The organism is Tardiphaga sp. P4_G1 (assembly GCF_056401215.1).
On record NZ_JBFUJU010000015.1, the window covers coordinates 101,923 to 122,760 of the forward strand.

At 62.1% G+C, this 20,838-nt stretch carries 22 protein-coding genes, 1 tRNA gene and 1 pseudogene; 14 read left to right on the forward strand and 10 right to left on the reverse strand.

The features are described from left to right. Positions 1-25: 25 nt before the first annotated feature. Positions 26-226: pseudogene (locus AC1DUY_RS28675) on the forward strand (DUF2177 family protein); the annotation flags it as partial. Between the two features lie 183 nt (positions 227-409). On the opposite strand, the gene AC1DUY_RS28680 reads toward AC1DUY_RS28675, so the two are convergent. After that, positions 410-1,069, reverse strand: coding sequence for a peroxiredoxin (locus tag AC1DUY_RS28680; protein ID WP_089267220.1), 660 nt, complete (start codon positions 1,067-1,069; stop codon positions 410-412). Between the two features lie 67 nt (positions 1,070-1,136). Here AC1DUY_RS28680 and AC1DUY_RS28685 point away from each other — a divergent pair, with 67 nt between their 5' ends. Both AC1DUY_RS28685 and AC1DUY_RS28690 read left to right on the forward strand, forming a co-directional pair. Next, positions 1,137-1,352 carry a hypothetical protein gene (locus AC1DUY_RS28685; protein ID WP_089267221.1) on the forward strand — a complete coding sequence of 72 codons (216 nt, stop codon included), beginning with the start codon at positions 1,137-1,139 and terminating at the stop codon, positions 1,350-1,352. A 100-nt stretch (positions 1,353-1,452) separates the two neighbouring features. Beyond that, positions 1,453-2,019, forward strand: coding sequence for a hypothetical protein (locus AC1DUY_RS28690; RefSeq protein WP_439071326.1), 567 nt, complete (start codon positions 1,453-1,455; stop codon positions 2,017-2,019). A gap of 70 nt (positions 2,020-2,089) precedes the next feature. On the opposite strand, the gene AC1DUY_RS28695 is transcribed toward AC1DUY_RS28690, so the two are convergent. Then, complete coding sequence (locus AC1DUY_RS28695; protein ID WP_478118732.1) at positions 2,090-3,919, reverse strand: alkaline phosphatase family protein; 1,830 nt, start codon at positions 3,917-3,919, stop codon at positions 2,090-2,092. A gap of 156 nt (positions 3,920-4,075) precedes the next feature. Here AC1DUY_RS28695 and AC1DUY_RS28700 point away from each other — a divergent pair, with 156 nt between their 5' ends. The 3 genes from AC1DUY_RS28700 to AC1DUY_RS28710 are packed head-to-tail and all read left to right on the forward strand — an operon-like array spanning position 4,076 to position 7,254. Continuing rightward, entirely contained in the window at positions 4,076-6,091 is a 2,016-nt protein-coding gene (locus AC1DUY_RS28700; RefSeq protein ID WP_439058141.1) for an acetyl-CoA carboxylase biotin carboxylase subunit, read from the forward strand. Between the two features lie 56 nt (positions 6,092-6,147). After that, positions 6,148-6,954 (forward strand): isocitrate lyase/PEP mutase family protein, encoded by an 807-nt coding sequence (locus AC1DUY_RS28705; protein ID WP_478118770.1) that lies wholly within the window; start codon positions 6,148-6,150, stop codon positions 6,952-6,954. Continuing rightward, a complete protein-coding gene (locus AC1DUY_RS28710; RefSeq protein WP_478118735.1) occupies positions 6,955-7,254 on the forward strand; it encodes an acylphosphatase in 300 nt (99 codons plus the stop codon). A gap of 15 nt (positions 7,255-7,269) precedes the next feature. Here the strand turns inward: AC1DUY_RS28710 and lipB are convergent, their stop codons facing one another. Further along, a complete protein-coding gene (lipB, locus tag AC1DUY_RS28715; protein WP_478118737.1) occupies positions 7,270-7,998 on the reverse strand; it encodes a lipoyl(octanoyl) transferase LipB in 729 nt (242 codons plus the stop codon). Positions 7,999-8,079: 81 nt separating this feature from the next. Here lipB and AC1DUY_RS28720 point away from each other — a divergent pair, with 81 nt between their 5' ends. Beyond that, positions 8,080-8,322 carry a FliM/FliN family flagellar motor switch protein gene (locus AC1DUY_RS28720; protein ID WP_439093455.1) on the forward strand — a complete coding sequence of 81 codons (243 nt, stop codon included), beginning with the start codon at positions 8,080-8,082 and terminating at the stop codon, positions 8,320-8,322. Between the two features lie 101 nt (positions 8,323-8,423). Beyond that, a tRNA-Leu gene (locus AC1DUY_RS28725) sits at positions 8,424-8,508 on the forward strand. A 48-nt stretch (positions 8,509-8,556) separates the two neighbouring features. Here AC1DUY_RS28725 and AC1DUY_RS28730 read toward each other — a convergent pair. The 3 genes from AC1DUY_RS28730 to AC1DUY_RS28740 form a co-directional block, all read right to left on the reverse strand. Next, positions 8,557-8,901: an addiction module antidote protein gene (locus tag AC1DUY_RS28730; protein WP_089267228.1), complete on the reverse strand. Its 345-nt coding sequence runs from the start codon at positions 8,899-8,901 to the stop codon at positions 8,557-8,559. A 2-nt stretch (positions 8,902-8,903) separates the two neighbouring features. Beyond that, entirely contained in the window at positions 8,904-9,200 is a 297-nt protein-coding gene (locus AC1DUY_RS28735) for a type II toxin-antitoxin system RelE/ParE family toxin (protein WP_478118739.1), read from the reverse strand. 133 nt (positions 9,201-9,333) lie between these two features. Then, positions 9,334-10,530: an MFS transporter gene (locus tag AC1DUY_RS28740; protein WP_478118741.1), complete on the reverse strand. Its 1,197-nt coding sequence runs from the start codon at positions 10,528-10,530 to the stop codon at positions 9,334-9,336. A gap of 429 nt (positions 10,531-10,959) precedes the next feature. On the opposite strand from AC1DUY_RS28740, the gene AC1DUY_RS28745 reads away from it, so the two are divergent. Then, a complete protein-coding gene (locus tag AC1DUY_RS28745) occupies positions 10,960-11,334 on the forward strand; it encodes a hypothetical protein (RefSeq protein ID WP_175367323.1) in 375 nt (124 codons plus the stop codon). Between the two features lie 25 nt (positions 11,335-11,359). Here the strand turns inward: AC1DUY_RS28745 and AC1DUY_RS28750 are convergent, their stop codons facing one another. Further along, positions 11,360-11,992 (reverse strand): TetR/AcrR family transcriptional regulator, encoded by a 633-nt coding sequence (locus AC1DUY_RS28750; protein WP_175367322.1) that lies wholly within the window; start codon positions 11,990-11,992, stop codon positions 11,360-11,362. Between the two features lie 132 nt (positions 11,993-12,124). On the opposite strand from AC1DUY_RS28750, the gene AC1DUY_RS28755 reads away from it, so the two are divergent. Both AC1DUY_RS28755 and AC1DUY_RS28760 read left to right on the forward strand, forming a co-directional pair. After that, positions 12,125-12,511, forward strand: a complete 387-nt coding sequence (locus AC1DUY_RS28755; protein WP_175367321.1) for a nuclear transport factor 2 family protein — start codon at positions 12,125-12,127, stop codon at positions 12,509-12,511. Positions 12,512-12,727: 216 nt separating this feature from the next. Then, positions 12,728-13,840, forward strand: a complete 1,113-nt coding sequence (locus AC1DUY_RS28760) for an alkene reductase (protein WP_478118744.1) — start codon at positions 12,728-12,730, stop codon at positions 13,838-13,840. Positions 13,841-13,867: 27 nt separating this feature from the next. Here AC1DUY_RS28760 and AC1DUY_RS28765 read toward each other — a convergent pair whose 3' ends face one another. Together AC1DUY_RS28765 and AC1DUY_RS28770 are read right to left on the reverse strand one after the other, a co-directional pair. Beyond that, positions 13,868-15,157: a polysaccharide deacetylase family protein gene (locus AC1DUY_RS28765; RefSeq protein ID WP_478118746.1), complete on the reverse strand. Its 1,290-nt coding sequence runs from the start codon at positions 15,155-15,157 to the stop codon at positions 13,868-13,870. Positions 15,158-15,274: 117 nt separating this feature from the next. Next, a complete protein-coding gene (locus AC1DUY_RS28770; RefSeq protein WP_478118748.1) occupies positions 15,275-16,057 on the reverse strand; it encodes a polysaccharide deacetylase family protein in 783 nt (260 codons plus the stop codon). A gap of 166 nt (positions 16,058-16,223) precedes the next feature. Here AC1DUY_RS28770 and mgtE point away from each other — a divergent pair, with 166 nt between their 5' ends. Together mgtE and AC1DUY_RS28780 are read left to right on the forward strand one after the other, a co-directional pair. After that, complete coding sequence (gene mgtE / locus AC1DUY_RS28775) at positions 16,224-17,654, forward strand: magnesium transporter (RefSeq protein WP_478118750.1); 1,431 nt, start codon at positions 16,224-16,226, stop codon at positions 17,652-17,654. Positions 17,655-17,901: 247 nt separating this feature from the next. Beyond that, complete coding sequence (locus AC1DUY_RS28780) at positions 17,902-19,125, forward strand: CaiB/BaiF CoA transferase family protein (RefSeq protein ID WP_478118752.1); 1,224 nt, start codon at positions 17,902-17,904, stop codon at positions 19,123-19,125. 89 nt (positions 19,126-19,214) lie between these two features. Here the strand turns inward: AC1DUY_RS28780 and AC1DUY_RS28785 are convergent, their stop codons facing one another. Further along, positions 19,215-19,610: a hypothetical protein gene (locus tag AC1DUY_RS28785; RefSeq protein ID WP_089267240.1), complete on the reverse strand. Its 396-nt coding sequence runs from the start codon at positions 19,608-19,610 to the stop codon at positions 19,215-19,217. A 560-nt stretch (positions 19,611-20,170) separates the two neighbouring features. Here AC1DUY_RS28785 and AC1DUY_RS28790 point away from each other — a divergent pair. Further along, the gene (locus tag AC1DUY_RS28790) at positions 20,171-20,656 is read left to right on the forward strand and encodes a lysozyme inhibitor LprI family protein (protein WP_478118754.1); all 486 of its coding nucleotides are present in this window, start codon (positions 20,171-20,173) and stop codon (positions 20,654-20,656) included. Positions 20,657-20,838: the final 182 nt, after the last annotated feature.

Sequence of the window (20,838 nt, forward strand, 5' to 3'; positions counted from 1 at the left end):
GCCGCCATGCTGCCGCTGGATCTGCTGGCGCTCGACCTTGCTCTATAGCGCGCTGTTCGGCTTCTTCTGCTACGCGACCTTCGAGCTGACCTCGCTGTCGCTGCTCAAGCACTGGACCTGGCCGGTGGTGGTTGTCGATATCGCCTGGGGTACCTTCGTCACAGCGACGGCATCGACGCTGGGTCTCGTGATTGCCAACTGGCTGACGCCGCGCGGCTGGCGCTGAGTGTAGGATGGGTAGAGCGAAAGCGCACCGCGCCGGAGCGAAACCCATCACCCGCCGTGCTCAGCATGATGGGTTTCGCTGCGCTCTACCCATCCTACGCGTCGGCGTATCGGTACGACGCGCAAAAAAAAACGCCGCGATCTCTCGCGGCGCCTCTTTCGTTCTTGCAAATCAGTCGCAGCGTTACTTCGGCTGCGGCACGATGCGGATATAGGGCTTCGGTTCTTTCCAGCCATTCGGATAGATCGTCTTGGCCTCGTCGTTGGTGACGGAGCCGGCGATGATGACGTCTTCGCCATGCTTCCAGTCGGCCGGCGTTGCAACGCGATGCTTGGCGGTCATCTGCAGTGAATCGATCACGCGCAGGATTTCCTGGAAGTTGCGGCCGGTGGTCATCGGATAGACCAGCACCAGTTTGATCTTCTTGTCCGGCCCGATGATGAAGACGTTGCGCACGGTGGCATTATCCGCGGCGGTACGGCTGTCGGCATCGCCCGCCACGTCGGCCGGAAGCATGTTGTAGAGCTTCGAGACCTTGAGGTCGGTGTCGCCGATCATCGGGAAGGTCGGGCGGGCGCCCTGGGTTTCGTTAATGTCGTCGACCCACAGCGCGTGCTTGTGCACGGGGTCGACGCTGAGGCCGATCAGCTTGACGCCGCGCTTGTCGAATTCCGGCTGCAGCTTGGCGAGCGCGCCGAGCTCGGTGGTGCAGACCGGGGTGAAGTCCTTCGGATGCGAGAACAAAAGAGCCCAGCTATCGCCGATCCAGTCGTGGAACTTGATGCGGCCAGCCGTGGTTTCGGCCTCGAAATCGGGGGCGACGGCGTTGATCTGGAGCGTCATGATGGACCTCATGTCATTCTGATTACAGATGAATTTCGTGGGCCATTATAAAGGCGCACGCTGGTAAATGGAACTGTCCGGCAAAAAGGACAAGAACTTTCTTCAAATTCGGCGCGCACTGGCATTCAGTTTCACGCAAGGCGGCTGCGGCAAAATACCCACGCAACATGATGTTATCGGATGCCGTGATGTTGCCTCCCGCGCGGCGCAATCCCGCCTGACCGCATCGCCACATCTGATCGAACCCAGCAGCGTCTCGGCGCGACTGAACTGCAACGGTTAGGGATAAGAAGAACTCCTGTCCATCTCTTAACCGAGCGTTAAGTCGCCCATGGAATTGCTGGGCTATGTTGAGAAATATGCTGCAAACAGAAGAGCTTGAAATGTCATCCGCTGCCGCTGCCGACGTATTCGGCGCCATCGAAACGTCCTCCATCAACGATCATCGCGCTGCGGCGCACGCCCTCGCCATCGTGCGCGACGGCGTTATCACCGGCGAAGGCCCGACCACCCGTGGCCGTATCCATTTCTCCCGTGCACTCGATGCCGATGACGCCGCCTGGTGCGAGCGCATCCTGGGTGCGTCTGCACTGGCCAGCCAGCCGGTCAGCCGCGATGAGGCCGAGGCACTGTTCGCGATCAACGAAGCTGCAGCCGAGCGCAGCGATGACGGTCGTTTCGACGACCTGTTCGCCAAGGCTGTCGTGCATCACGCGGCGTCCGCGTCGGGCCTGCCGGTGCCGCCGCGTGCGGTGGCGCTGTCGCCCGATGTGGCCATCGAGACCTGGGCGCCGACCAAGGCCGTTGGCGTGAATATCGAAGTGCTCGAATGGATCGCGTCGCAAATGCGCGCCAAGCGCGTCAGCAATGCCGCCGTCATGACGCTGGTCACGACCGTGGTCGGCGCCGCGACGCTGCAACTGCCGAACGTGTTCGACATCGGCATGTAAGCCGGTCGCAGATCATCAGAATAGGAAAACGGCGGAGCATGGCTCCGCCGTTTTTTGTTTGGGCTGTCTCTTACTTCGCGTCGAGGCCGACAGTCCGGCCCGGGAAACCGGCGACATCGAAATACTTGTGCTCGCCGACCTTCTGCAATTGCAGCACCGTAACCAGACCCTGATCGTCGGGCGCCGAACGCATCACGTCGGTCGTTGCCGTCGGCGTCTCGCCAGTCACCGTCGCTTCCGTCATCACGCGGCCGATCAGGCTGCCTTTGGCGTCGCGCTTGAGGCCGAGCAGATGCGCGGCGGTCATGCCGGTATCGGCATTGCTGACCGGAAGCGGATCGACGAAGCCGGCTTTGAAGTCCGGTCCGATCGCCGCCATGAAGTTGTGGGTATCGCCACGTCCGAACGAACCATGCATGCCTTGGCCCTGACGCAGCACGGTGTCGGCGATCTCGACCTGGCACGCCGCCGGCTCTTCGCAGCCCTCCGCGTAGGAGCGGAACGAGACGACGATCGCCGGATGCGGCGTCACGGCCTTGCCCGACAGGTTGATCGACGACAGTGGCAGCGCGCCGGGGAAGGAGCCCAGCGAGTCCTCAACGAAGATGCCGCTGATGTAATCCTGCTTCAGCAGCGCCTTCACCGTGCGTCCGGCGAGGTCCTTGTCGCTGGTCGGCAGATAGATCAGGTCGGATCCGCCATTGGTGGCGATGATCAGCTCGGGCTTGTCTTTATCCTTGCCGATAAAGGCGTTGCCGGCCTTCGGATACGCATTGTCGGCAACGGCGGCGAATTTGTCGTTGGGATCGAACAGCGGCAGGTCGAGCGACTTGGCGAGATCGATGGCCAGGAAGCCCAGCGGCAGGAAGCCTTCCGGCGTATCCGCATAGGTGCCCTTGATGGTCGCCGAGGTCTTGCTCTCCTTGGAGATCGTCGAGAAGCCGTGATCCGCCGAGATCATGATGTTGGTATTGGCGGCGAGGCCGAGATCGTCGAGCGCCTTGCGCAGCTGCGCGAGATTGTCGTCGGCATTCTTGATCGAGGCGAGCGACGAGGGGCCGTTGATGCCGGGCGTCACCTTGTTGAGGCTGTCGCCCTGATTGTGTTGGGTGCCGTCGGGATCGCGCGACCAGAAGATCAGCACGAACGGCTTGTTGCGTGCCTTGAACATCGGCAGCACCACTTTGCTCGCGACATCGGCCATATAGGCCTGCTGCTTGATATTGGCTTCCGTGGTGCCAGGCGTCTTGGCGTCGCCCGCCTTGCCATTGTCGCCGCGACCCGGTGTTTCCACCGCGAGGCCAGCCTTCGCGAGAGCGTCCTTCATCTCATCCGACAGAGGGATGCCGAGCAACTTTCCAGCTTTGTCGATGCCGCCGGTCTGGTCGTCGATGGTGATCGTCTCCTTGCCGGTGCGTTCGGTGTGATCGAACATCAGCGTCGGGCCGACCTTGCCGATCGCGGCGGTAGAATAGCCGGCCTTGCGCGCGGCCTTCAGCAACGTCTCTTCATTGAGGTAGTCGCCGTTGAATTGCTCGTCGAGGTCGCCCAGCACCTGGTCGTGTTCGATGAAGGGGATCGGGCTGTTGTTCTGCACCGGGGTCGGGTGGCCGGTATAGATCGAGTTCGAGAACACGCCGGTATCGCCGAGATAATGGCCGGACGCCATGCCCGATGCATTGGCCATGGTGAAGGTCGGAAACAGCGAATGCGAGTTCCGGAAATTGACGCCTTTATCCCGCACTGCGGACATCGCAGGCGCCGTTTCCGGCGTCACTTTCAGCGCCCGAAGCCCATCAGGTACGAACAAAATGAGGTTGCGGGGAGGGCTGTTTTGGGCGAAAGCCGTTGTTGCGGATATAAGAGTAAGACTGAGGGAGAGGATGGTGGCGCAGCGCATGAAAAACCTCGCTTCGAAAGAACTCGACCGATCCGGTCCAGACGTCTTCTCTAGTTTTTGTCCGCGACAGAATTGTTACGACTGCGGCTCCATGCCACATTGTACCGTCGACCCCATCTTTCCGATCCCGCCTCAAGGTTGCAAGTAAGACAGCTCATGTTCAAAAAAATTCTGATCGCCAATCGCGGCGAGATCGCCTGCCGGGTCATCAAGTCCGCCCGCAAAATGGGTATCAAGACCGTAGCCGTCTATTCCGAAGCCGATCGCGATGCGCTGCATGTCGAGATGGCCGACGAGGCCGTGTTCATCGGACCTCCGGCCGCGGCCGAGAGCTATCTCCTGATCGAGAAAATCGTCGAGGCCTGCAAGAAGACCGGCGCCGAAGCGGTGCATCCCGGCTACGGCTTCCTGTCCGAGCGCGAGGCCTTCCCGCGCGCGCTGGAAGCTGCTGGTATCGTCTTCATCGGCCCCAATCCCGGCGCCATCGCCGCCATGGGCGACAAGATCGAATCCAAGAAGGCGGCAGCCAAGGCCAACGTCTCCACGGTGCCGGGCTATCTCGGTGTCATCACAGACGACAAGCATGCCGTGAAGATCGCCGATGAGATCGGCTATCCCGTGATGATCAAGGCGTCCGCTGGCGGCGGCGGCAAGGGCATGCGTATCGCGCATTCGACTTCGGAAGTGGTCGAGGGTTTCAACCTCGCCAAGGCCGAGGCGAAGTCGTCGTTCGGCGACGACCGTGTCTTCATCGAGAAGTTCATCGTCGATCCCCGCCACATCGAAATCCAGGTGCTCGGCGACAAGCACGGCAACGTGATCTATCTCGGCGAGCGCGAATGCTCGATCCAGCGCCGCAACCAGAAGGTCATCGAGGAGGCGCCGTCGCCGCTGCTCGACGAGACCACCCGCCGCAAGATGGGCGAGCAGGCCGTCGCGCTGGCCAAGGCCGTGAATTACGACTCCGCCGGCACCGTGGAATTCGTCGCCGGTCAGGACAAGAGCTTCTACTTCCTCGAAATGAACACCCGTCTGCAGGTCGAACATCCCGTGACTGAGCTCGTCACCGGCGTCGATCTCGTCGAGCAGATGATCCGTGTCGCTGCCGGCGAGAAGCTGCAGCTTGCGCAGAAGGACGTCACCCTGACCGGCTGGGCTGTGGAGTCCCGCGTCTATGCGGAAGACCCGTTCCGCAACTTTCTGCCGTCCATCGGTCGTCTCGTGAAGTATCGTCCGCCGGCCGAGAGCAAGTCCGACAACATCACCGTGCGCAACGACACCGGTGTGCAGGAGGGCGGCGAGATCTCGATCTATTACGATCCGATGATCGCCAAGCTTGTCACCCACGCCCCGTCGCGCGCCGCCGCCATCGAGGCGCAGTCTCATGCGCTCGACGCGTTCTATATCGACGGTATCAGACACAATATTCCGTTCCTGTCGGCGCTGATGAGCCATCCGCGCTGGCGCGAGGGCAATCTCTCCACCGGCTTCATCGCCGAGGAATTCCCCAAGGGCTTCGCCGCCAGGGCGCCGGAGGGCGAAGTCGCCCGCCGTATCGCCGCGGTGGCCGCGGCCGTCGACTCCATCTACGGCGAACGCAAGCGGCAGATTTCCGGCCAGTTGATCGGCCGTCCGGTGACCCGTGCGGGTCGCCGCGCCGTGTGGCTGGAGCGCGAGGAGATCGCGCTCGACGTGGCCCGCGACGGCGATGTCGTGACGGTGGCCTTCGTCGGTGCTGACGGCAAGACGGGTGCGCCGCATAAACTCTCGTCGTCCTGGAAGCCGGGCGTGCCGGTCTGGGAAGGCACCATCGATGGCCATAACGTCGCCATGCAGGTGCGCCCTCAGACGTCGGGCATCCGCATCGCGCATCAGGGTTATGAAGTCGCGGTCAATGTCTTCACCGAGGCGGAGGCTACCGCTGCGCGCCTGATGCCGGTGGGCGTCAAGGCCGACACCGGCAAGAAGCTGCTGTGCCCGATGCCGGGCCTCGTCGTCTCGATTGCGGTGACCGAAGGTCAGGACGTCAAGGCCGGCGAGACCCTCGCCGTGGTGGAGGCGATGAAGATGCAGAACGTGCTCCGCGCCGAACGCGACGGCACCGTCAAGAAGATCCATGCCGCTGCCGGCGCAACGCTGGCGGTGGATGCGCTCATTCTTGAATTCGCGTGACGACCTTCCGGCAACGCCGTTACGGATTGCGGGCAATCCTGTCCGGCGATCGCTGCATGCGTCCGGGATCGGTCTATGACGCGATATCGGTGCGCATCGCCGAAGACCTCGGTTTCGAGGTCGGCATGTTCGGGGGCTCGGCGGCGTCGCTTGCCATTCTCGGCGATCCCGACATCGCGCTGATCACGCTGTCCGAACTCACCGAGCAGATGCGGCGCATGTCGCGCGCCGGCTCGCTGCCGGTGCTGGTCGATGCCGATCACGGCTATGGCAATGCGCTCAATGTCCGCCGTACGGTGGAAGAGCTGGAAGCCGCCGGCGCCGCCGGCCTGACCATCGAGGACACGCTGATCCCCGCCGCCTTTGGCGAAGCGAAGGCGCAGCTGATCTCTCCGGAAGAGGGGCTCGGCAAGGTCAAGGCTGCACTGAATGCGCGGCAGGATCCGGCGCTGGTGATTGTGGGGCGTACTGGCGCTGCGTCCATCACCTCCGTGGATGACGCGATTGCGCGTGCCAAATCCTATGAAGCCGCCGGCGTCGATGCAGTGATGTTCACCGGTCTGAAGTCGCGCGCCGAATTGCAGGCAGCGGCTGCGGCGACCACGCTGCCGATCGTGCTCGGCAACCCCACCGACGACATGGATTGGGATTTCCTCAGCGCCCAGCGCGTCCGCATCGCCATTCAGGGCCATGCGCCGATCTCCGCGGCGACCGCCGCCGTCCATGCGACTCTTAAAGCAGTACGCGAAGGTGCGGGGCCGAAGGAGCTGAAGAATCTTGCCTCAAGCGAGTTGATGGACAGCGTCACCCGCGGTGCCGTCGTGAAACAGCGCGGCATCGATTTCCTGGGACTCAAGAAATAAATGACCGGCGTGATCCGTCACGTGATGATCCTCGGCCGCGTGCAGGGCGTTGGTTATCGCTACTGGGCCGGCCAACAAGCCTCGTTGCTCGGCCTCGAAGGCTGGGTGCGCAACCGCCGCGATAACGGTGTGGAAGCTGTGTTTGCGGGACCCGCCGATATTGTCACTGACATGATCGAGGCGTGCCGCCGTGGTCCAACGGCCGCGCGTGTCGATAGTGTCGTGGTGAGCGATGCCACGCCCGACATGCTTGCCCTACGCGTTAACGGCGAGGTTTTCTCGCAATTGCCGACGCTGTAATTTCGATCGCGTCGCTCAGACCGCCGTTTCCGCCGCGAACTGCTCTGCCTCGCCAAACACTTCCCCGAACGCCTGCCGCAGCGCCACGTCCACATCGGTCATGCTAACGGGCAAGCCGAGATCGACCAGGCTGGTGACGCCGTAACGCGGATCGACCACGCCGCAGGGCACGATGGCGTCGAAATGCGCCAGATTCGGTTCCACATTGATGGCGATGCCATGGAACGAGACCCAGCGCCGCAACCGCACGCCGATGGCGGCGATCTTGTCTTCATATCCTGCGCCCTTGTCGGGCCGGGCGACCCAGACGCCGACCCGGTCCTCGCGCCGTTCGCCCTTCACGTTGAAGCCGTCCAGCGTCCGGATGATCAGGTCTTCCAGCGCCGCCACATAGGCCCGCACATCCGGCCGGCGCGCCTTGAGGTCGAGCAGCACATAGGCCACCCGCTGGCCGGGGCCGTGATAGGTCACCTGGCCGCCGCGGCCGGTCTCGAACACCGGATACCGGGCGTCCAGCAGGTCGTCCGCCTTGCCTGATGTCCCGGACGTGTAGAGCGGGGGGTGTTCCAGCAGCCACACCAGTTCCGGCGCGGTGCCGTCGGCAATGGCCGCCGCCCGGGCTTCCATCTCGGCCACGGCGTCCGGATAGGGAATCGGGGTATCGGACACCCGCCATTCCACCGGCCGGCCGGGGAGGCCGCGAGAAAACACTGTTAAATCGAGGGTTTGGCGATCATTAACCATTGGCTAACCATAACATGTTGATCTCGCAGGCACCGCAATCTTGCATCTGTGCGATCCTGCATCTGGGAATTTGAGGCCGACGTGCCAACCCTCGATAACATTACCGTCGATATCATGGTGGTTCTCGGCACCACGTCCATGCCCGTTCACCAGGTGATGCGGCTGAGCCGCGGCGCCATCATCGAACTGGATGCCACAGAGCAGGACGAGGTCAAAATTCTCGCCAACAACCTGCCTGTCGCGTCAGGCGTGGTGATGGTCGATCGCAACCGGATTGCGGTCGAGGTCAAGCAGATGCTGCCCCGGTCGCCTGACCACAGATAGGTGGCCCGGAGAGGCCAAGAGGCCTTGTCTCCCCATCATTGGTTTGTTACATCGGCGCCGGTTGATCCGGCCGGGCGATTTGCCCTCGCCGGATTTCTTTAGCGCTCGTGGCGGAATTGGTAGACGCGCTGCCTTGAGGTGGCAGTCCGTAACAGGGTGGGGGTTCGAGTCCCTCCGAGCGCACCACATACCTCAATAAATCCAAGAGGTTGACGGCGGATCTTGCTAAGCGGGTTAAGTTCGCGGCGCCGGGCGGACTGTTGCGTTGCCGCCAGACGCGGGCTCTTGGCTAGCCGCTGCGTGTGCTGTCAGCTGCATTCCCATAGCTCCGATCACGCGGAGGATAGTCGCGAATTCCGGATTTCCGGTCTCGCCGAGCGTTTTGTAGAGCCCCTCGCGGGTAACGCCCGCCGCCTTTGCAACCTCGGCCATGCCCTGTGCGCGCGCTACGACATTCAGGGCATCGCGGACTTCGTTGGGATCGCCATCGGCGAGAACCAGGCTGAGGTATTCGGCGCGCGACTCGGGGGTCCGAAGATGCTCGGCAGCGTCGAACTTTTTGAGTTTACTGACTTTCATGTTCAGTCCTCCAATGCTTCCGCCACTTCGATGGCCTTTCGTATGTCTTTGCTCTGCGTCCGCTTGTCGCCGCCGCAAAGCAGAATGACGAGCACTTGGCCGCGCCGGGTGTAATAGACGCGATAGCCCGGCCCGTGATCGATCCGGAGTTCCATCACTGGTCCGCCGACTGACTTGGTATCCCCGGGGTTGCCCGCGGCGAGACGGTTGATCCTGCGAACGATATGCAGAATGGCGCGCTGGTCTTTCAGAGCAGCTAGCCAGTTGGTGAATTCGGGTGCTTCGCGAATTTCCACCATGTGGGGATTGTAATCTATGGATTACATGGCCGCCAGCAAGAAGTAATCGATGGGGTGCAATCAATTGCGCTGCGCAAGCTCGATATCGTTCAGTGCCGGTATCATTATTGAGGTGGCCAGAGAGTTACGGGCCTTACCCGCTCGCTGCCAGCACCAGCGCGCAGATCGCCGCGACGGCGCCGATCAGAAACGCCGTCCCGTACCCGAACAGCCCCGCCGCATAGCCGACCGCAGGCGCAGTCAGCCCGATCGCGAGATCGAAGAAGGCGATGAAATTCGCCACCGCGCGGCCGCGCTGTTCGAGCGGCACGCGGCGCGTGGCCTCGACACCCATCGACGGGAAGATCAGCGAGAATCCGATGCCGGTGACGAGTGCGCCGAGCAGTGCGAGCATCGGACTCGTGGACAGCCAGATCAGCGCCTGGCCCAGCGCCTCGATGGCCAGCGATGTCATCGCGACGCGCGCGCCGCCGAACTGGTCGGGCAGGTGGCTGCCGACCAGGCGCACGAAGATGAATCCGGTCGAGAAGGCGGCAAGCGCGATGCCGGCGCCGGACCAGCCGCGTTCGACATAGGTCAGTGCCAGAAAGCCGGTGATCCCCGCGAAGGGGATGGTGGCCAGAAACAAGACCGTGCCGGAACGCCAGATCAGTCCGATCACCTTGTAGAACGGCGTGCGTTCGGTGCTGCCCGACACAGGCACATCAGGGATGGCGTAGGCGATCCCCAGTGCGATCAGTGGCGAGATGGCCGCAAGCACGCCGACGCCGGCAAAGCCGATCGAAGCGTAGACCGCGAGCCCGATCGGTGCGCCCAATCCAATAGCCGAATACATGGCAATGCCCTGCCACGACATCACGAGACCGGTGCGGTGCGGGCCGAGCCGTCCGATGCACCAGCTCATGGCGCCGGTGATGAACAGGCTTTCGCCGAAGCCGAGTGCGACGCGTCCGATCAGCAGCAGCGTGAGCTTGCCTTCGGCCGGCAGCGGCAGGGTGGCAGCAAGCAGATAGAACAGGCCGGCCAGCGCTGAGAGCGGCAGGCCGAGCCGGATCGCGTAGCGCGCGCCGTGATGATCGCTCAGCGTGCCGGCGCGGTGGCGGGTGAGCACGGTCACCACCGACTGGATGCCGATGGCGAAGCCGATCACGCCGGCCGAGAAGCCGAGCTGGTCATGGATGTAGAGCGAGATCGGCGGCAGCGGCAGGCCGACCGAGAGGAAGCCGAAAAAGACGATCAGCACCTGCTTGATCAGGCTCTTGCGGTCGTCGCGGCTGAGCGGTGCAGGCTTGGACGCAGTTTGGAATTTTGGAGGAGCGTTCTGATTCATGTCGACGTGCTTTCGAGGCGGCCAGCCACATTGGGGCTGTCCGGAGCTGAGCACGTTGAGTGACGTTAACGCTTACGGCTGGGAGATACCCTGCAAGCGGCTGGTTACGGCGAAGCAGGTTCCTCTGTCAAGGTTGTATAGTGCGGGAAGCGCTGCCGCACGGTCGCGCTTATGGCACGGTGCCCGAACATGACGTCGTGATCTTGCTACCGAAGCCGCCGCAGACATCATCGCGCCGGGCCGAGCATGCCGCAGCGCGCTGACTGTCACGCGCCGTCGTTGACAAAAGTCCGTTGGCGCGTTGCGGATAAATCTCCAGATGCATTGCAGTTGTCATCATCCTTTAGCGCTCGGGTAACGACTTGCCAGTAGCAACGCCGCCGTCCGGCAGCTAGACATGGCCGGTAGCGTCGATCTTCCGGAGCGGACATGAAATATCTGAGCTATGCCTATCGTTTCATCTCCAACTTTGCCTTTCTGGCGCTGGTCTATTTCAGCCTGAACTTCGTCGGCGCCTATCAGCAGCGCGCCATCGTGGCGGCGCTGGTGCTGGCCTATGCCGGCATGCGGGCGATCTCGGCGCTGCGCTCCTTCGTCTTTTTCAAGGCGATCGAGAAGCTCGAACTCGAAGCACGCCGGCTTGGTGGATTGGCCGGTGAAGGCCCTTCTGCCGTGTCGTCGCGCAAGGCTGTCGTGAAGGACGTGGTCGAGCAGCGCCAGGCCGGCGAGATGAAGTCCTATATCGACCTGCTGTTCCTCGGCATCATCGTGGTGCTGTGCATCGCCAAGATCGTGGCGAACTAACGCGATCTTTTTCCGTGACGGCGACCTAACGCTTCGCCAGCAGGGCCGTAGCGCAGTCCGCTACCTGATCGAGCTGCGCGCGTGAAGCACCGTCGCTGGCCTCGATCGACATGCCCTGCAACAGCGTGTTGAGCGTGTTGGCAACCGCTTCGACGTTGGTGTCTGCCGGCAACTGACCATCAACGACGCCGCGGCGCAGGCGCTCGAGGAACAGCCGGCGCCCTTCATCCCGCAATGCCTTAAGTGCGTCGGCCACGTCACGCGCCTCGGCCGGCACGTTGATTGCGCCCAACACCACGATACAGCCACACGGCGCCTCGGGTTTGGTTAGAATGGCGGTGGCCTCTGCGAAGAAGGTGGTAATCGCCCGGCGTACGTCGGGTTCGCCGTCCATCGCGTCCCACGTCTCGTCCCAGAACACCCGCTCGTAATGGCCGACAGCTTCCAGGAAGAGCTGGGCCTTGTTACCGAAAGCGGCGTACAGACTGGGAGGGTTGATCCCCATTGCCGTACAAAGCTCAGCGATCGACGCTGGTGCGAAACCCTTTTCCCAGAACACTTTCAACGCTTGTTCCAGCGCGGCTTCGCGATCGAAGCTGCGCGGCCGTCCCTTGGTACGGTGCGGCGAGATTTTCGGAGCTGGATCGGAAGCAGGCATCTTTTCGGAATCCGGGTTGACTTTCCGTAGCGATCGCTACATATATGTTTTGTATCGATCACTACAATATGTCTGCCGTAAGTGTCACGTGATTTTTACGCGGCAGATCAATGCTTTCAAAGGAGATCAGTCATGACCAGGAATATCAAGACCGTCCCAACCGCCGACTTCGACGCCGTTGTTGCGGTCGCGCAAAGTTATGTGGACGGTCTTCGCGTCGGCAGCGCCAAGGATGTCGGTGGCGCGTTTCACGAGGATGCCGTGATGTACGGCTTCACCAATGGTTCGCCGATGGCCGGCACGATCCGCAATCTCTACGAGTTCGTGGACAAGAGCGGCAAAGCACCAGACATCAAGACGCGGATCGACGTGCTGGCGATCACGCCCACTACGGCGGTCGTCCGGGTCGACATGGAGAAGGACGCGATCGGCGCCGACTATACCGACTTCCATACACTGCTGAAGGATGCAGGCGGCTGGAAGATCGTCGCGAAGGTCTATCACCAGTACGAGGGCTGATCATCGATGCGGCGTCGCTGCCGATTGACGATTGTCACCCCACCGTGAGCCTCGTGCCGATCACCGGCGCGCCGCGAAGCTTGATCCGCCGAACTGCACGTTCGACGTCCGGCTCGGCCACGATTGATCTGAACAGCTTGAGATCATTCGCGGCCGGTGGCCGCATACGCTGACTGATGCCCTGACCCGCCGAACAGCTTGAACCAGATTTTGAAAATGAAACCGATGATCGACAATTCGACCTGCACGGACCTTTTTTCGCCCGTCAATCTGGGCGACATCCACCTCGCCAATCGCATCGTCATGGCGCCGCTGACCCGCAGCCGCGCGGGTGACGATGGCGTACCGACCGAACTGCACGCCACCTATTATGCGCAACGCGCCACTGCCGGCCTCATCATCGCCGAGGCGACGAACATCTCGCCGCAGGGGCGCGGCTATGCACTGACGCCCGGCATCTGGAGCGACGAACAGGTCGCGGGCTGGAAGAAGGTGACCGATGCCGTCCACGCTGCCGGCAGCAAGATCGTCTCGCAGCTCTGGCATGTCGGCCGCTTCAGCCATGTCGATCTCCAGCCGGACGGACAGGCGCCTGTCGCGCCTTCCGCGGTGAAGGCGGAGGGGCAGACCTACACGAATGACGGCATGGTCGATGTGTCGATGCCGCGCGCGCTGGAGACTGACGAGATCCCCGGCCTGATCGCCGACTATGTTCGTGCTGCAGATAACGCCAAGCGCGCCGGATTCGACGGGATCGAAGTCCATTCGGCCAACAGCTATCTACTGGATCAGTTTATCCGCGACAGCACCAACAAGCGGACCGATCGCTATGGCGGCTCGATCGAGAACCGGACACGCCTGACACAGGAGGTGGTGGAGGCCGTGCTGCCCGCATGGGGCGCGGGCCGCGTCGGGATACGCCTGTCACCGACCACACCAGACGCCGGCAACACGCCGATGGATAGCGATGTGATGGCGACCTACGGCCATTTGATCCGCTCGCTCAATCGCTTCAATCTCGCTTATCTTCACTTCGTCGAAGGCGCTACCGGCGGTACGCGCGAAATTCCGGCGGGCATTGATCTCGATGCGTTGCGGGCTCAGTTCGAAGGGCCGTATATCGGTAACAACGGCTACGATCTCGATCTCGCGATCGATCGCCGCAGGGCGGGCAAGGTCGACGCAGTCGCCTTCGGCCGTCCCTTCATCGCCAATCCCGATCTGGTTGCGCGGCTGCAATATGATGCGGCGCTCGCTCAAGCGCCGCGAGACGCATATTATGGTGGCGGTGCGAAGGGATACATCGATTGGCCGATCAGCGCATCGTAATCGGAACGTGAAACCATATCGTCGCGCTCAGCGCGGGACGGCAACTGCCGTCGGATGCAGGCCCGGCGGAATGGCGCCGGGGATGGTGCGTCTGGCGGCGCTGGCGTCGATCGAGATCAGTTTCGCAATCGCATCTGAATCGCTGCCGCGGGCAGGCGCCGTCTGTTGTGCGTGATGTGGTAGCTGCACGAGTGCCTTGATCGGCTTGCCGTGACGTTCGGCGAGCTCGAACAGGTCCTGTGCCGGCACCGGCAGCGCGGCACTGCTGGTCATCGCATGCAGCGTCGCGGCGCGCGGCCACGGAGCCTGTTCCGGCAATGGCACGGCGCCTTGCCGCCGATCGAAACTCCTGCTCAGCGACAGCATCTGGTCGGAGGCCGAGATCGCCGGTGCGGGCAGCATCTCGTCATGGGCGAACGCGAATGTCGGCACCTTGTGCCAGCGCGTGACGGCTACGGTCTCCGACACCGGATGCAACTGCCACTGCTGCGGCTCGGTGGGCGTCTTCGGCTTGTCCGGCGTTGCCGCCTCGACATGGACGATGCGATAGCCGCCGGCCTTGAGGTCGCGCAGGATGCCGGGCAGCGCGGCCACGGTGCGCGGCTGGATATCGTGCAGCAACAGGATGCCCTTGCCCTTGGCGGCGATGCGCGAAATCGCGAGGTCATGGACCTTCTGCGACGACACATGGCGCCAGTCGTCGGCCGGGAAATCGGCGCTCCAGGTCTGGATCCCGCGTGACGCGAGATAATCCTCGACGACACTGGCGCGCAGCAGGCCGGGAATGCGGAAGAACGGCGACAGCAGCGCGGGATCGCCGAGCGCCGCCGTGGTGTTCGCGATGCCGTCCTCGATTTCCTGCTGCGCCTTCTCGATCGGCATGCGGTTCATGCTGAGCGGATGGTTCTGGCTGTGGGTGCCGACGGTGTGGCCGAGCGCGATCAGCTTGCGCACGCCTTCGGGATGTTCCTTCGCCATCCGGCCGATGATGAAGAACGTCGCCTTCACGCATTCGGAGGCCAGGATATCGAGGATCGCGTTCGAGTGTTTCGGGATCGGACCGTCGTCGAAGGTCAGCACGACCTCCTTGTCCTGGAGCGGCAGCGTCTCGGCATATTGCATGGTGCCGATCTTGGGGTGCTCGCGGGGATCGACCACGATAGTGCGCGAGGTGCCGAGCGCGCCGGGATTGCCCGGGCACGCCTCGGCCGACAGAGCGCTGGTGGCGGAGGCTGCGGCGGCGGTGAACAGGGTCAGGCCGGTGAGCAGGCTCAGGCACAGAAGGCGTCGTGCCCGGTCAGTCGTCGCCTTGTTCATTGGTCGATCCGTCACTCGCTTTGATGTCGGCTGTGAAGTTACCGGGGCGGCTGTGAACGCAATGTTAATCATGTCGGCCCGCCGACGGTATTTTCCGCATCCTGATGATCGCGCGTTCTACTGGGAACTGGAGCGGGCGGAGGACCCTGCGGCCGGCGGCACGATATGCACGACCCGGTAGCGGTTCTCCCGGAGATAGCGCAGGAAATCGGGCAGCATCGCGGCAGTCTGCGCCTTGGTGTCGTGAAACAGGATGATTCCCCGCCCGGCGGCCTTGAGCCTGCCGGTAATCAGCTCCAGTTGCTGCTGCGGTGTCATGGGATTCCAGTCGCTGGCCCAGAAATCCGCGCCGAACACCGCGATCCGGCGGGATTGCAGCATGTCCAGCAGGGCCGGTGTCGACTCGAAATAGGGGAAGCGAAAGAACGGCGTGGTTGGCACGGTGGTGGCCTTGCCATTCAGCGCCATTTCGTCGGCGCTGATGCCCCGGTCGATCTGTTCGACGGCAGCCGCATTGCTGATCTTCTTGAGGTCGGCATGGGCGAGGGTGTGATGGCCGATGGTATGGCCCTCGGCTGCCATGCGCTTCACCAGCGCCGCATTGGCCATCGCGCTGTTGCCGATCAGGAAGAAGGTCGCGCGAACACATTCGCGCGACAGCGCCGTGAGAATTTTCGTCGTGGTCGGCGCATTCGGGCCATCGTCGAAGGTCAGCACGACCTCGCGGTCTTCCAGCGGCAGCGTGTCCGGAAAACTCTGCGTTCCGACCCGCGGAGTGGTCTTGGGATCCACCGTGAGAATGCGTGCGGTACCGAGCGTGTCCTTGCGCGGGCAGTCTTCGGCATGTGCGACAACGGTCGATGCAATCAAGGCAAGAATGGCGGCCTTCAACACGATCACGACACTTTCCCGGCCGCTGATTTGGCGCACCGCATTTTTCCGATTGCATCAGGCATTGCGCATTGGGTAATGCCTGATGCGAGCTTCCGTTCACAGATGGATTAGCGCATTTCCGACAGGATAGCGCTAGCTCCGTCACCCCCCAAACAAGCAGGCGAGGTGCGGCATGGCCGATGACGTCGATCTCGCCCAATCGGTCGCTCCCGAGGAATTGTCGGCGCTCGACAAGATGCCGATGCGCGACGATGAAGGCGACATTCGCCCCGAATTTGTCGAGGCGATCTCGCACGCGGTTCAGGTAGCCGATACCGCATTCCTCAAGGAGATCGTCGGCGAGCTCCACGAGGCGGATCTCGGCGACCTGATCGAAGCCCTCGATGCCGACGAGCGCGCGCCCCTGATCGAGCTGACCGGCACGGATTTCGACTTCTCGGCGCTCAACGAGGTCGACGACACCGTCCGCGAGGAACTGCTCGAGGAACTGGAGCCGGAAACTGTCGCCGAGGGTGTCCGCGAACTCGATTCCGACGATGCCGTCGAACTGCTCGAAGGCGTCGACGAGGAGGTCCAGGACGAGATCCTCGAGAAGCTGCCGCTGTCCGAGCGCGTGGCGCTGGAGCGCAGCCTCACCTACCCGGAAAACTCCGCCGGCCGGCGGATGCAGACCGAATTCATTGCGGTCCCGCCGGACTGGAATGTTGGTCAGGTCATCGACTATATGCGCGAAACGCCGGACCTGCCGGACCGGTTTTACGAGATCTATTCCGTCGGCGCCGATCAGCGCTGGCAGGGCGCAGTGTCGCTGGACGCGCTGCTGCGCGCGCGCCGTCCGGTGCTGCTGGCTGATCTGATCGATGAGGACCGCCGCCGCGTCTCGGTGTTGGACGATCAGGAGGAAGTGGCGCGGATGTTTGGCAAGTACAATCTTGTCGCGGCGCCTGTGGTCGATACCGATGACCGGCTGGTCGGCGTCATCACCATCGACGACGTCGTCGACGTCATCGAGGAGGAGGCCGACGAGGACCTCAAGGCGCTCGGCGGCGTCACGTCGGATGAAGAACTGTCGGACAATTTCTGGACCATCGCCAAGGGCCGCTTTACCTGGCTGCTGATCAATCTCGCGACCGCTTTCATCGCGTCGTCGGTGCTGGGCCTGTTCGAGGACCAGCTGCAGCAGATGGTGGCGCTGGCGGTGCTGGCGCCCATTGTCGCCAGCCAGGGCGGCAATGCGGCGACCCAGACCATGACGGTTGCGGTGCGCGCATTGGCGACGCGGCAGCTCAACCCCAACAACGCCATGCGCATCGTGATCCGCGAAGGCCTTGTCGGCCTGATCAACGGACTGGCCTTTGCCGTGATCACCGGCATCGCAGCCTATGCCTGGTTCAGGACGCCCGGTCTCGGCATCGTCATCGGCCTTGCAATGATCTGCAATCTGATCGCCGGCGCACTCGGCGGCATCCTGATCCCGATGGTGCTCGAACGCGTCAAGGCCGACCCGGCCGTGGCCTCCGGTACATTCGTGACCACGGTGACCGACGTGGTCGGCTTCTTCGCTTTCCTGGGGATCGCGACGCTGTGGTTCGGGCTGAAGTAGGGATCATTCGCGACGTTTCAGCCGTCTTGATTCATCTTATGCTCAATTGCCCTTTGCGACTGCCGTGACATCGGGCTGCGCAAGCCCGATGTCCAGATAAGCCTCTATCTGCTTCACGAGCTGTACCCTCTTGAATGGGATAGCCCTCATGCTCACAAAGCGGTGCACTCGGGGTGATTTTCCTGTAAGCGCTCGCTTCACACGTTCTCCGTGGCCGACGTGACGAACCAACATACAGGAGGAATACATGCCGGCTCTGCCGCTCTCGGGCATCAAGGTTATCGATATGACGCGGGTGCTTGCCGGCCCGATCGCGGGTCAGATGCTTGGCGATTTCGGCGCCGAAGTCATCAAGATCGAACGCCCTGGAACCGGCGACGATTCCCGCGCATTCGGCCCTCCCTATCTGAACGACCCGGACGGCAGCAGGCGAGACAACTCCTTCTATCTTTGCGCTAATCGCAACAAGAAATCGGTCACGGTCAATGTGGCCAAGCCTGAAGGCCAGGAGATCATTCGCGAGCTCGTCAAGACGGCCGACGTGTTGTTGGAAAACTACAAGGTCGGCGACCTCAAGCGTTATGGCCTCGACTACGACGCGATCAAAGCCATCAACCCGCGCATCGTTTACTGCTCGGTGACGGGCTTCGGACAAACCGGTCCCTACGCCACACGCGCCGGCTATGATGCGATCCTGCAGGCGATGGGTGGTCTCATGAGCGTGACGGGCCATCTCGATGGCGAGCCGGGCGAGGGCCCCATGAAGGTCGGTCCCTCGATCGTGGACTATATGACCGGCTTGAATGCCACCATCGGCGTGATGTCGGCGCTCTATCATCGCGATGCCGGCGGCGGCGAGGGACAGCAAATCGATGCCTGTCTGTTCGATACGGTGATCGCCTCCCTTTCACATTGGCTCCAACCCTATCTCATCAGCGGAAAAGTCCCGCCGCGGCGCGGAACCTGGGGCAATGGCGGCATGCCTGCCGGTGTCTTCCGTTGCACCGATGGCGAGTTGATGCTCGTGAATGGCAATGACGGCCAGTTTCAGCGGACCTGCGAAGTGCTCGGAGAGCCGGATTTGGCCAAGGATCCGCGCTTCTTGAAGAACAACGACCGTGTCGTTCATGGGAAGGAGATCATGGCCATCTTCGCCGGTCTTTTCCTGAAGCAGCCCGTCGCCTACTGGCTGGAGCGTCTGGAGGCGGTCGGCGTACCGTCCGGCCCGATCAACGACTTCGATCAGGTTTTCGCGGACCCTCATGTGAAGTCCCGCGGTATGCGCGTGAGCTCAAACCATCCCTTCGAGCCGGCGCTTTCGCTCGTACGAAATCCGCTGATGTTTTCGGGCACGCCGATCACCGACTATCACGCGCCGCCACTTCTCGGCTCCAACACGGACGAAATCCTGTCCACCATCGGCTACGACGGCGAACGGATCGCCGCGCTGAGGACGAAGGGCATCGTCTAGGCCGGTCGGGGCAGGCGATCGATGGCGTCACACCTGTATTCGCTCTCATCTCCGACCGACCGCAAGTCGGTCGGAGAGCCAATTAAACTTTAGCTGTTCGCTCGCGCGTTCATGCTTAACGTTCGGCCATCGGATAGCCACGAACACACCGCGGCTGGTAGTCCTCCGACGAGCCCAACCATCAAGATTGGCCATAAGTCGTTTGATCCTCCCCACATGAAAAGCATGATCAAGACTGCAGGGAGTGCTGCCGTCACCGCCGTTCCCATAACTCGGAGTGGCTTTGCAGAAAGCATCCAATCGACCCAAGCCAGCAGCAAGGCCGGGATAACCGCGATTGCGTAGGACTCAACCATCCAATCGAGAAGATTCTTAAACCCATCAGGCGCCGTGAATACGACCAACGCAAGAGGCGGAAAGAGAGCCGGGAAAATCAGAAAGCGTTTCATGCCACCTTCGTCAGTCTTGGTGGCGATCTTGTTCAATTTTGAAGTCTCATAGTGTTGCCAGCGGCGTAGCCGGTGGGTGCCCCAAACCGGTCCTGCCGTCGTTATCCGTCAACGTAGCAGCGTGCTCAACGCAACAATTGCAGCACCAGGGCCGGGCTTGCGGCGAACGGCACTCAAAGCGAAGCCGACAGAGCCTAGGGCGAGAGCACCAACAAATCCGTGCTGCTGCCAGCCATAAGGAGCACTGAAAATGTGGCCGCTCCAACTACAGATATCGTCCATTCAACTTGAATTGCGATCTTCAGAGTCGCCACGTCGGCGCTCCTATTCCACATTCAGATGAACCAATGCTGGGCCTTCGATGACCAAAGTTGCATGCGTCACTTATTGTCTGAAAATCTCGTGAGCCAGGTCAAGGCATATTCAAAGGCATTTATTGAAGAGAGCGTAGCGAAAGCCGCGTACCCGCTCGTTTCGCTTTCCCACTCGACGTCCGGCCCTTCCGCCACACCCGCCGGTGTACCGGCTCGCGGGGCTTCATTTGCTCACAGTGGTATTGCGTTCCATATTTTCGATGCGCCGAACGGAGATCTCAAATGAAGCTCAAACTTTCCGCCGCGCTGCTCGCCGCAAGCCTCCCGCTCTCATCGATAGCTTTCGCCCAGGGCACCGCGCCCGCCGACGTTGCAGTGATCAATGCTTGCCTGAAGACCGCGGAGGAAACCGGCGGTTTCGGCGGCGCGTGTGTCGGGCTCATCGCCGACCCCTGCATCAAAAAGGCGGAGGGCGTGAATGACGATGTCGCCAAATGGAAAGCCTGCGCGGCGCGCGAACTCGCCATTTGGACGCAGAAAACCAATGAGGCGCTAAAGAAGGTTGAGGCCGGCGGGTTCGCCGACAAGATCAAGGCGGTCAAGGACTCGCAGACAACCTTCGCCGCGTCGCGTGATCGCTTCTGCGCGGTCTTCGACAAAGTCGAGCCCGGCATGTACCGGGGCGACGCGAACTACTGCCGCCTGCGCGAGACCGCGAACCGCGCGCTGAGCTTGATCAAGCTTGGCGCTGCGGTCAACGAGCACTGAGACCTCTTAGTCCCACTCTCGATTGTCTCTCGCATAGGCGTATCGTCGATGTGGCGGCAGAGCGCGAGAGCTTTCCGCTGTTTTTGCAAACGACGTGACAGTCCTTCGAACAAAACCTGAAGTATTCCTCTTTCGTCACAATTTTATTTGGTTCGACCATCCTTGTTAAACGAGAGAAGCTA

Bases quoted from the DNA above. Each gene is read 5' to 3' on its own strand.
- AC1DUY_RS28690 (WP_439071326.1), top strand. From the start codon at position 1,453: ATGTCATCCGCTGCCGCTGCCGACGTATTCGGCGCCATCGAAACGTCC.
- AC1DUY_RS28685 (WP_089267221.1), top strand. From the start codon at position 1,137: ATGGAACTGTCCGGCAAAAAGGACAAGAACTTTCTTCAAATTCGGCGC.
- AC1DUY_RS28710 (WP_478118735.1), top strand. From the start codon at position 6,955: ATGACCGGCGTGATCCGTCACGTGATGATCCTCGGCCGCGTGCAGGGC.
- AC1DUY_RS28760 (WP_478118744.1), top strand. From the start codon at position 12,728: ATGAAACCGATGATCGACAATTCGACCTGCACGGACCTTTTTTCGCCC.
- AC1DUY_RS28790 (WP_478118754.1), top strand. From the start codon at position 20,171: ATGAAGCTCAAACTTTCCGCCGCGCTGCTCGCCGCAAGCCTCCCGCTC.
- AC1DUY_RS28755 (WP_175367321.1), top strand. From the start codon at position 12,125: ATGACCAGGAATATCAAGACCGTCCCAACCGCCGACTTCGACGCCGTT.
- mgtE (WP_478118750.1), top strand. From the start codon at position 16,224: ATGGCCGATGACGTCGATCTCGCCCAATCGGTCGCTCCCGAGGAATTG.
- AC1DUY_RS28700 (WP_439058141.1), top strand. From the start codon at position 4,076: ATGTTCAAAAAAATTCTGATCGCCAATCGCGGCGAGATCGCCTGCCGG.
- AC1DUY_RS28740 (WP_478118741.1), bottom strand. From the start codon at position 10,530: ATGAATCAGAACGCTCCTCCAAAATTCCAAACTGCGTCCAAGCCTGCA.
- AC1DUY_RS28750 (WP_175367322.1), bottom strand. From the start codon at position 11,992: ATGCCTGCTTCCGATCCAGCTCCGAAAATCTCGCCGCACCGTACCAAG.
- AC1DUY_RS28695 (WP_478118732.1), bottom strand. From the start codon at position 3,919: ATGCGCTGCGCCACCATCCTCTCCCTCAGTCTTACTCTTATATCCGCA.
- AC1DUY_RS28680 (WP_089267220.1), bottom strand. From the start codon at position 1,069: ATGACGCTCCAGATCAACGCCGTCGCCCCCGATTTCGAGGCCGAAACC.
- AC1DUY_RS28735 (WP_478118739.1), bottom strand. From the start codon at position 9,200: ATGGTGGAAATTCGCGAAGCACCCGAATTCACCAACTGGCTAGCTGCT.
- AC1DUY_RS28705 (WP_478118770.1), top strand. From the start codon at position 6,148: ATGCGTCCGGGATCGGTCTATGACGCGATATCGGTGCGCATCGCCGAA.
- AC1DUY_RS28730 (WP_089267228.1), bottom strand. From the start codon at position 8,901: ATGAAAGTCAGTAAACTCAAAAAGTTCGACGCTGCCGAGCATCTTCGG.
- AC1DUY_RS28780 (WP_478118752.1), top strand. From the start codon at position 17,902: ATGCCGGCTCTGCCGCTCTCGGGCATCAAGGTTATCGATATGACGCGG.
- lipB (WP_478118737.1), bottom strand. From the start codon at position 7,998: ATGGTTAATGATCGCCAAACCCTCGATTTAACAGTGTTTTCTCGCGGC.
- AC1DUY_RS28765 (WP_478118746.1), bottom strand. From the start codon at position 15,157: ATGAACAAGGCGACGACTGACCGGGCACGACGCCTTCTGTGCCTGAGC.
- AC1DUY_RS28745 (WP_175367323.1), top strand. From the start codon at position 10,960: ATGAAATATCTGAGCTATGCCTATCGTTTCATCTCCAACTTTGCCTTT.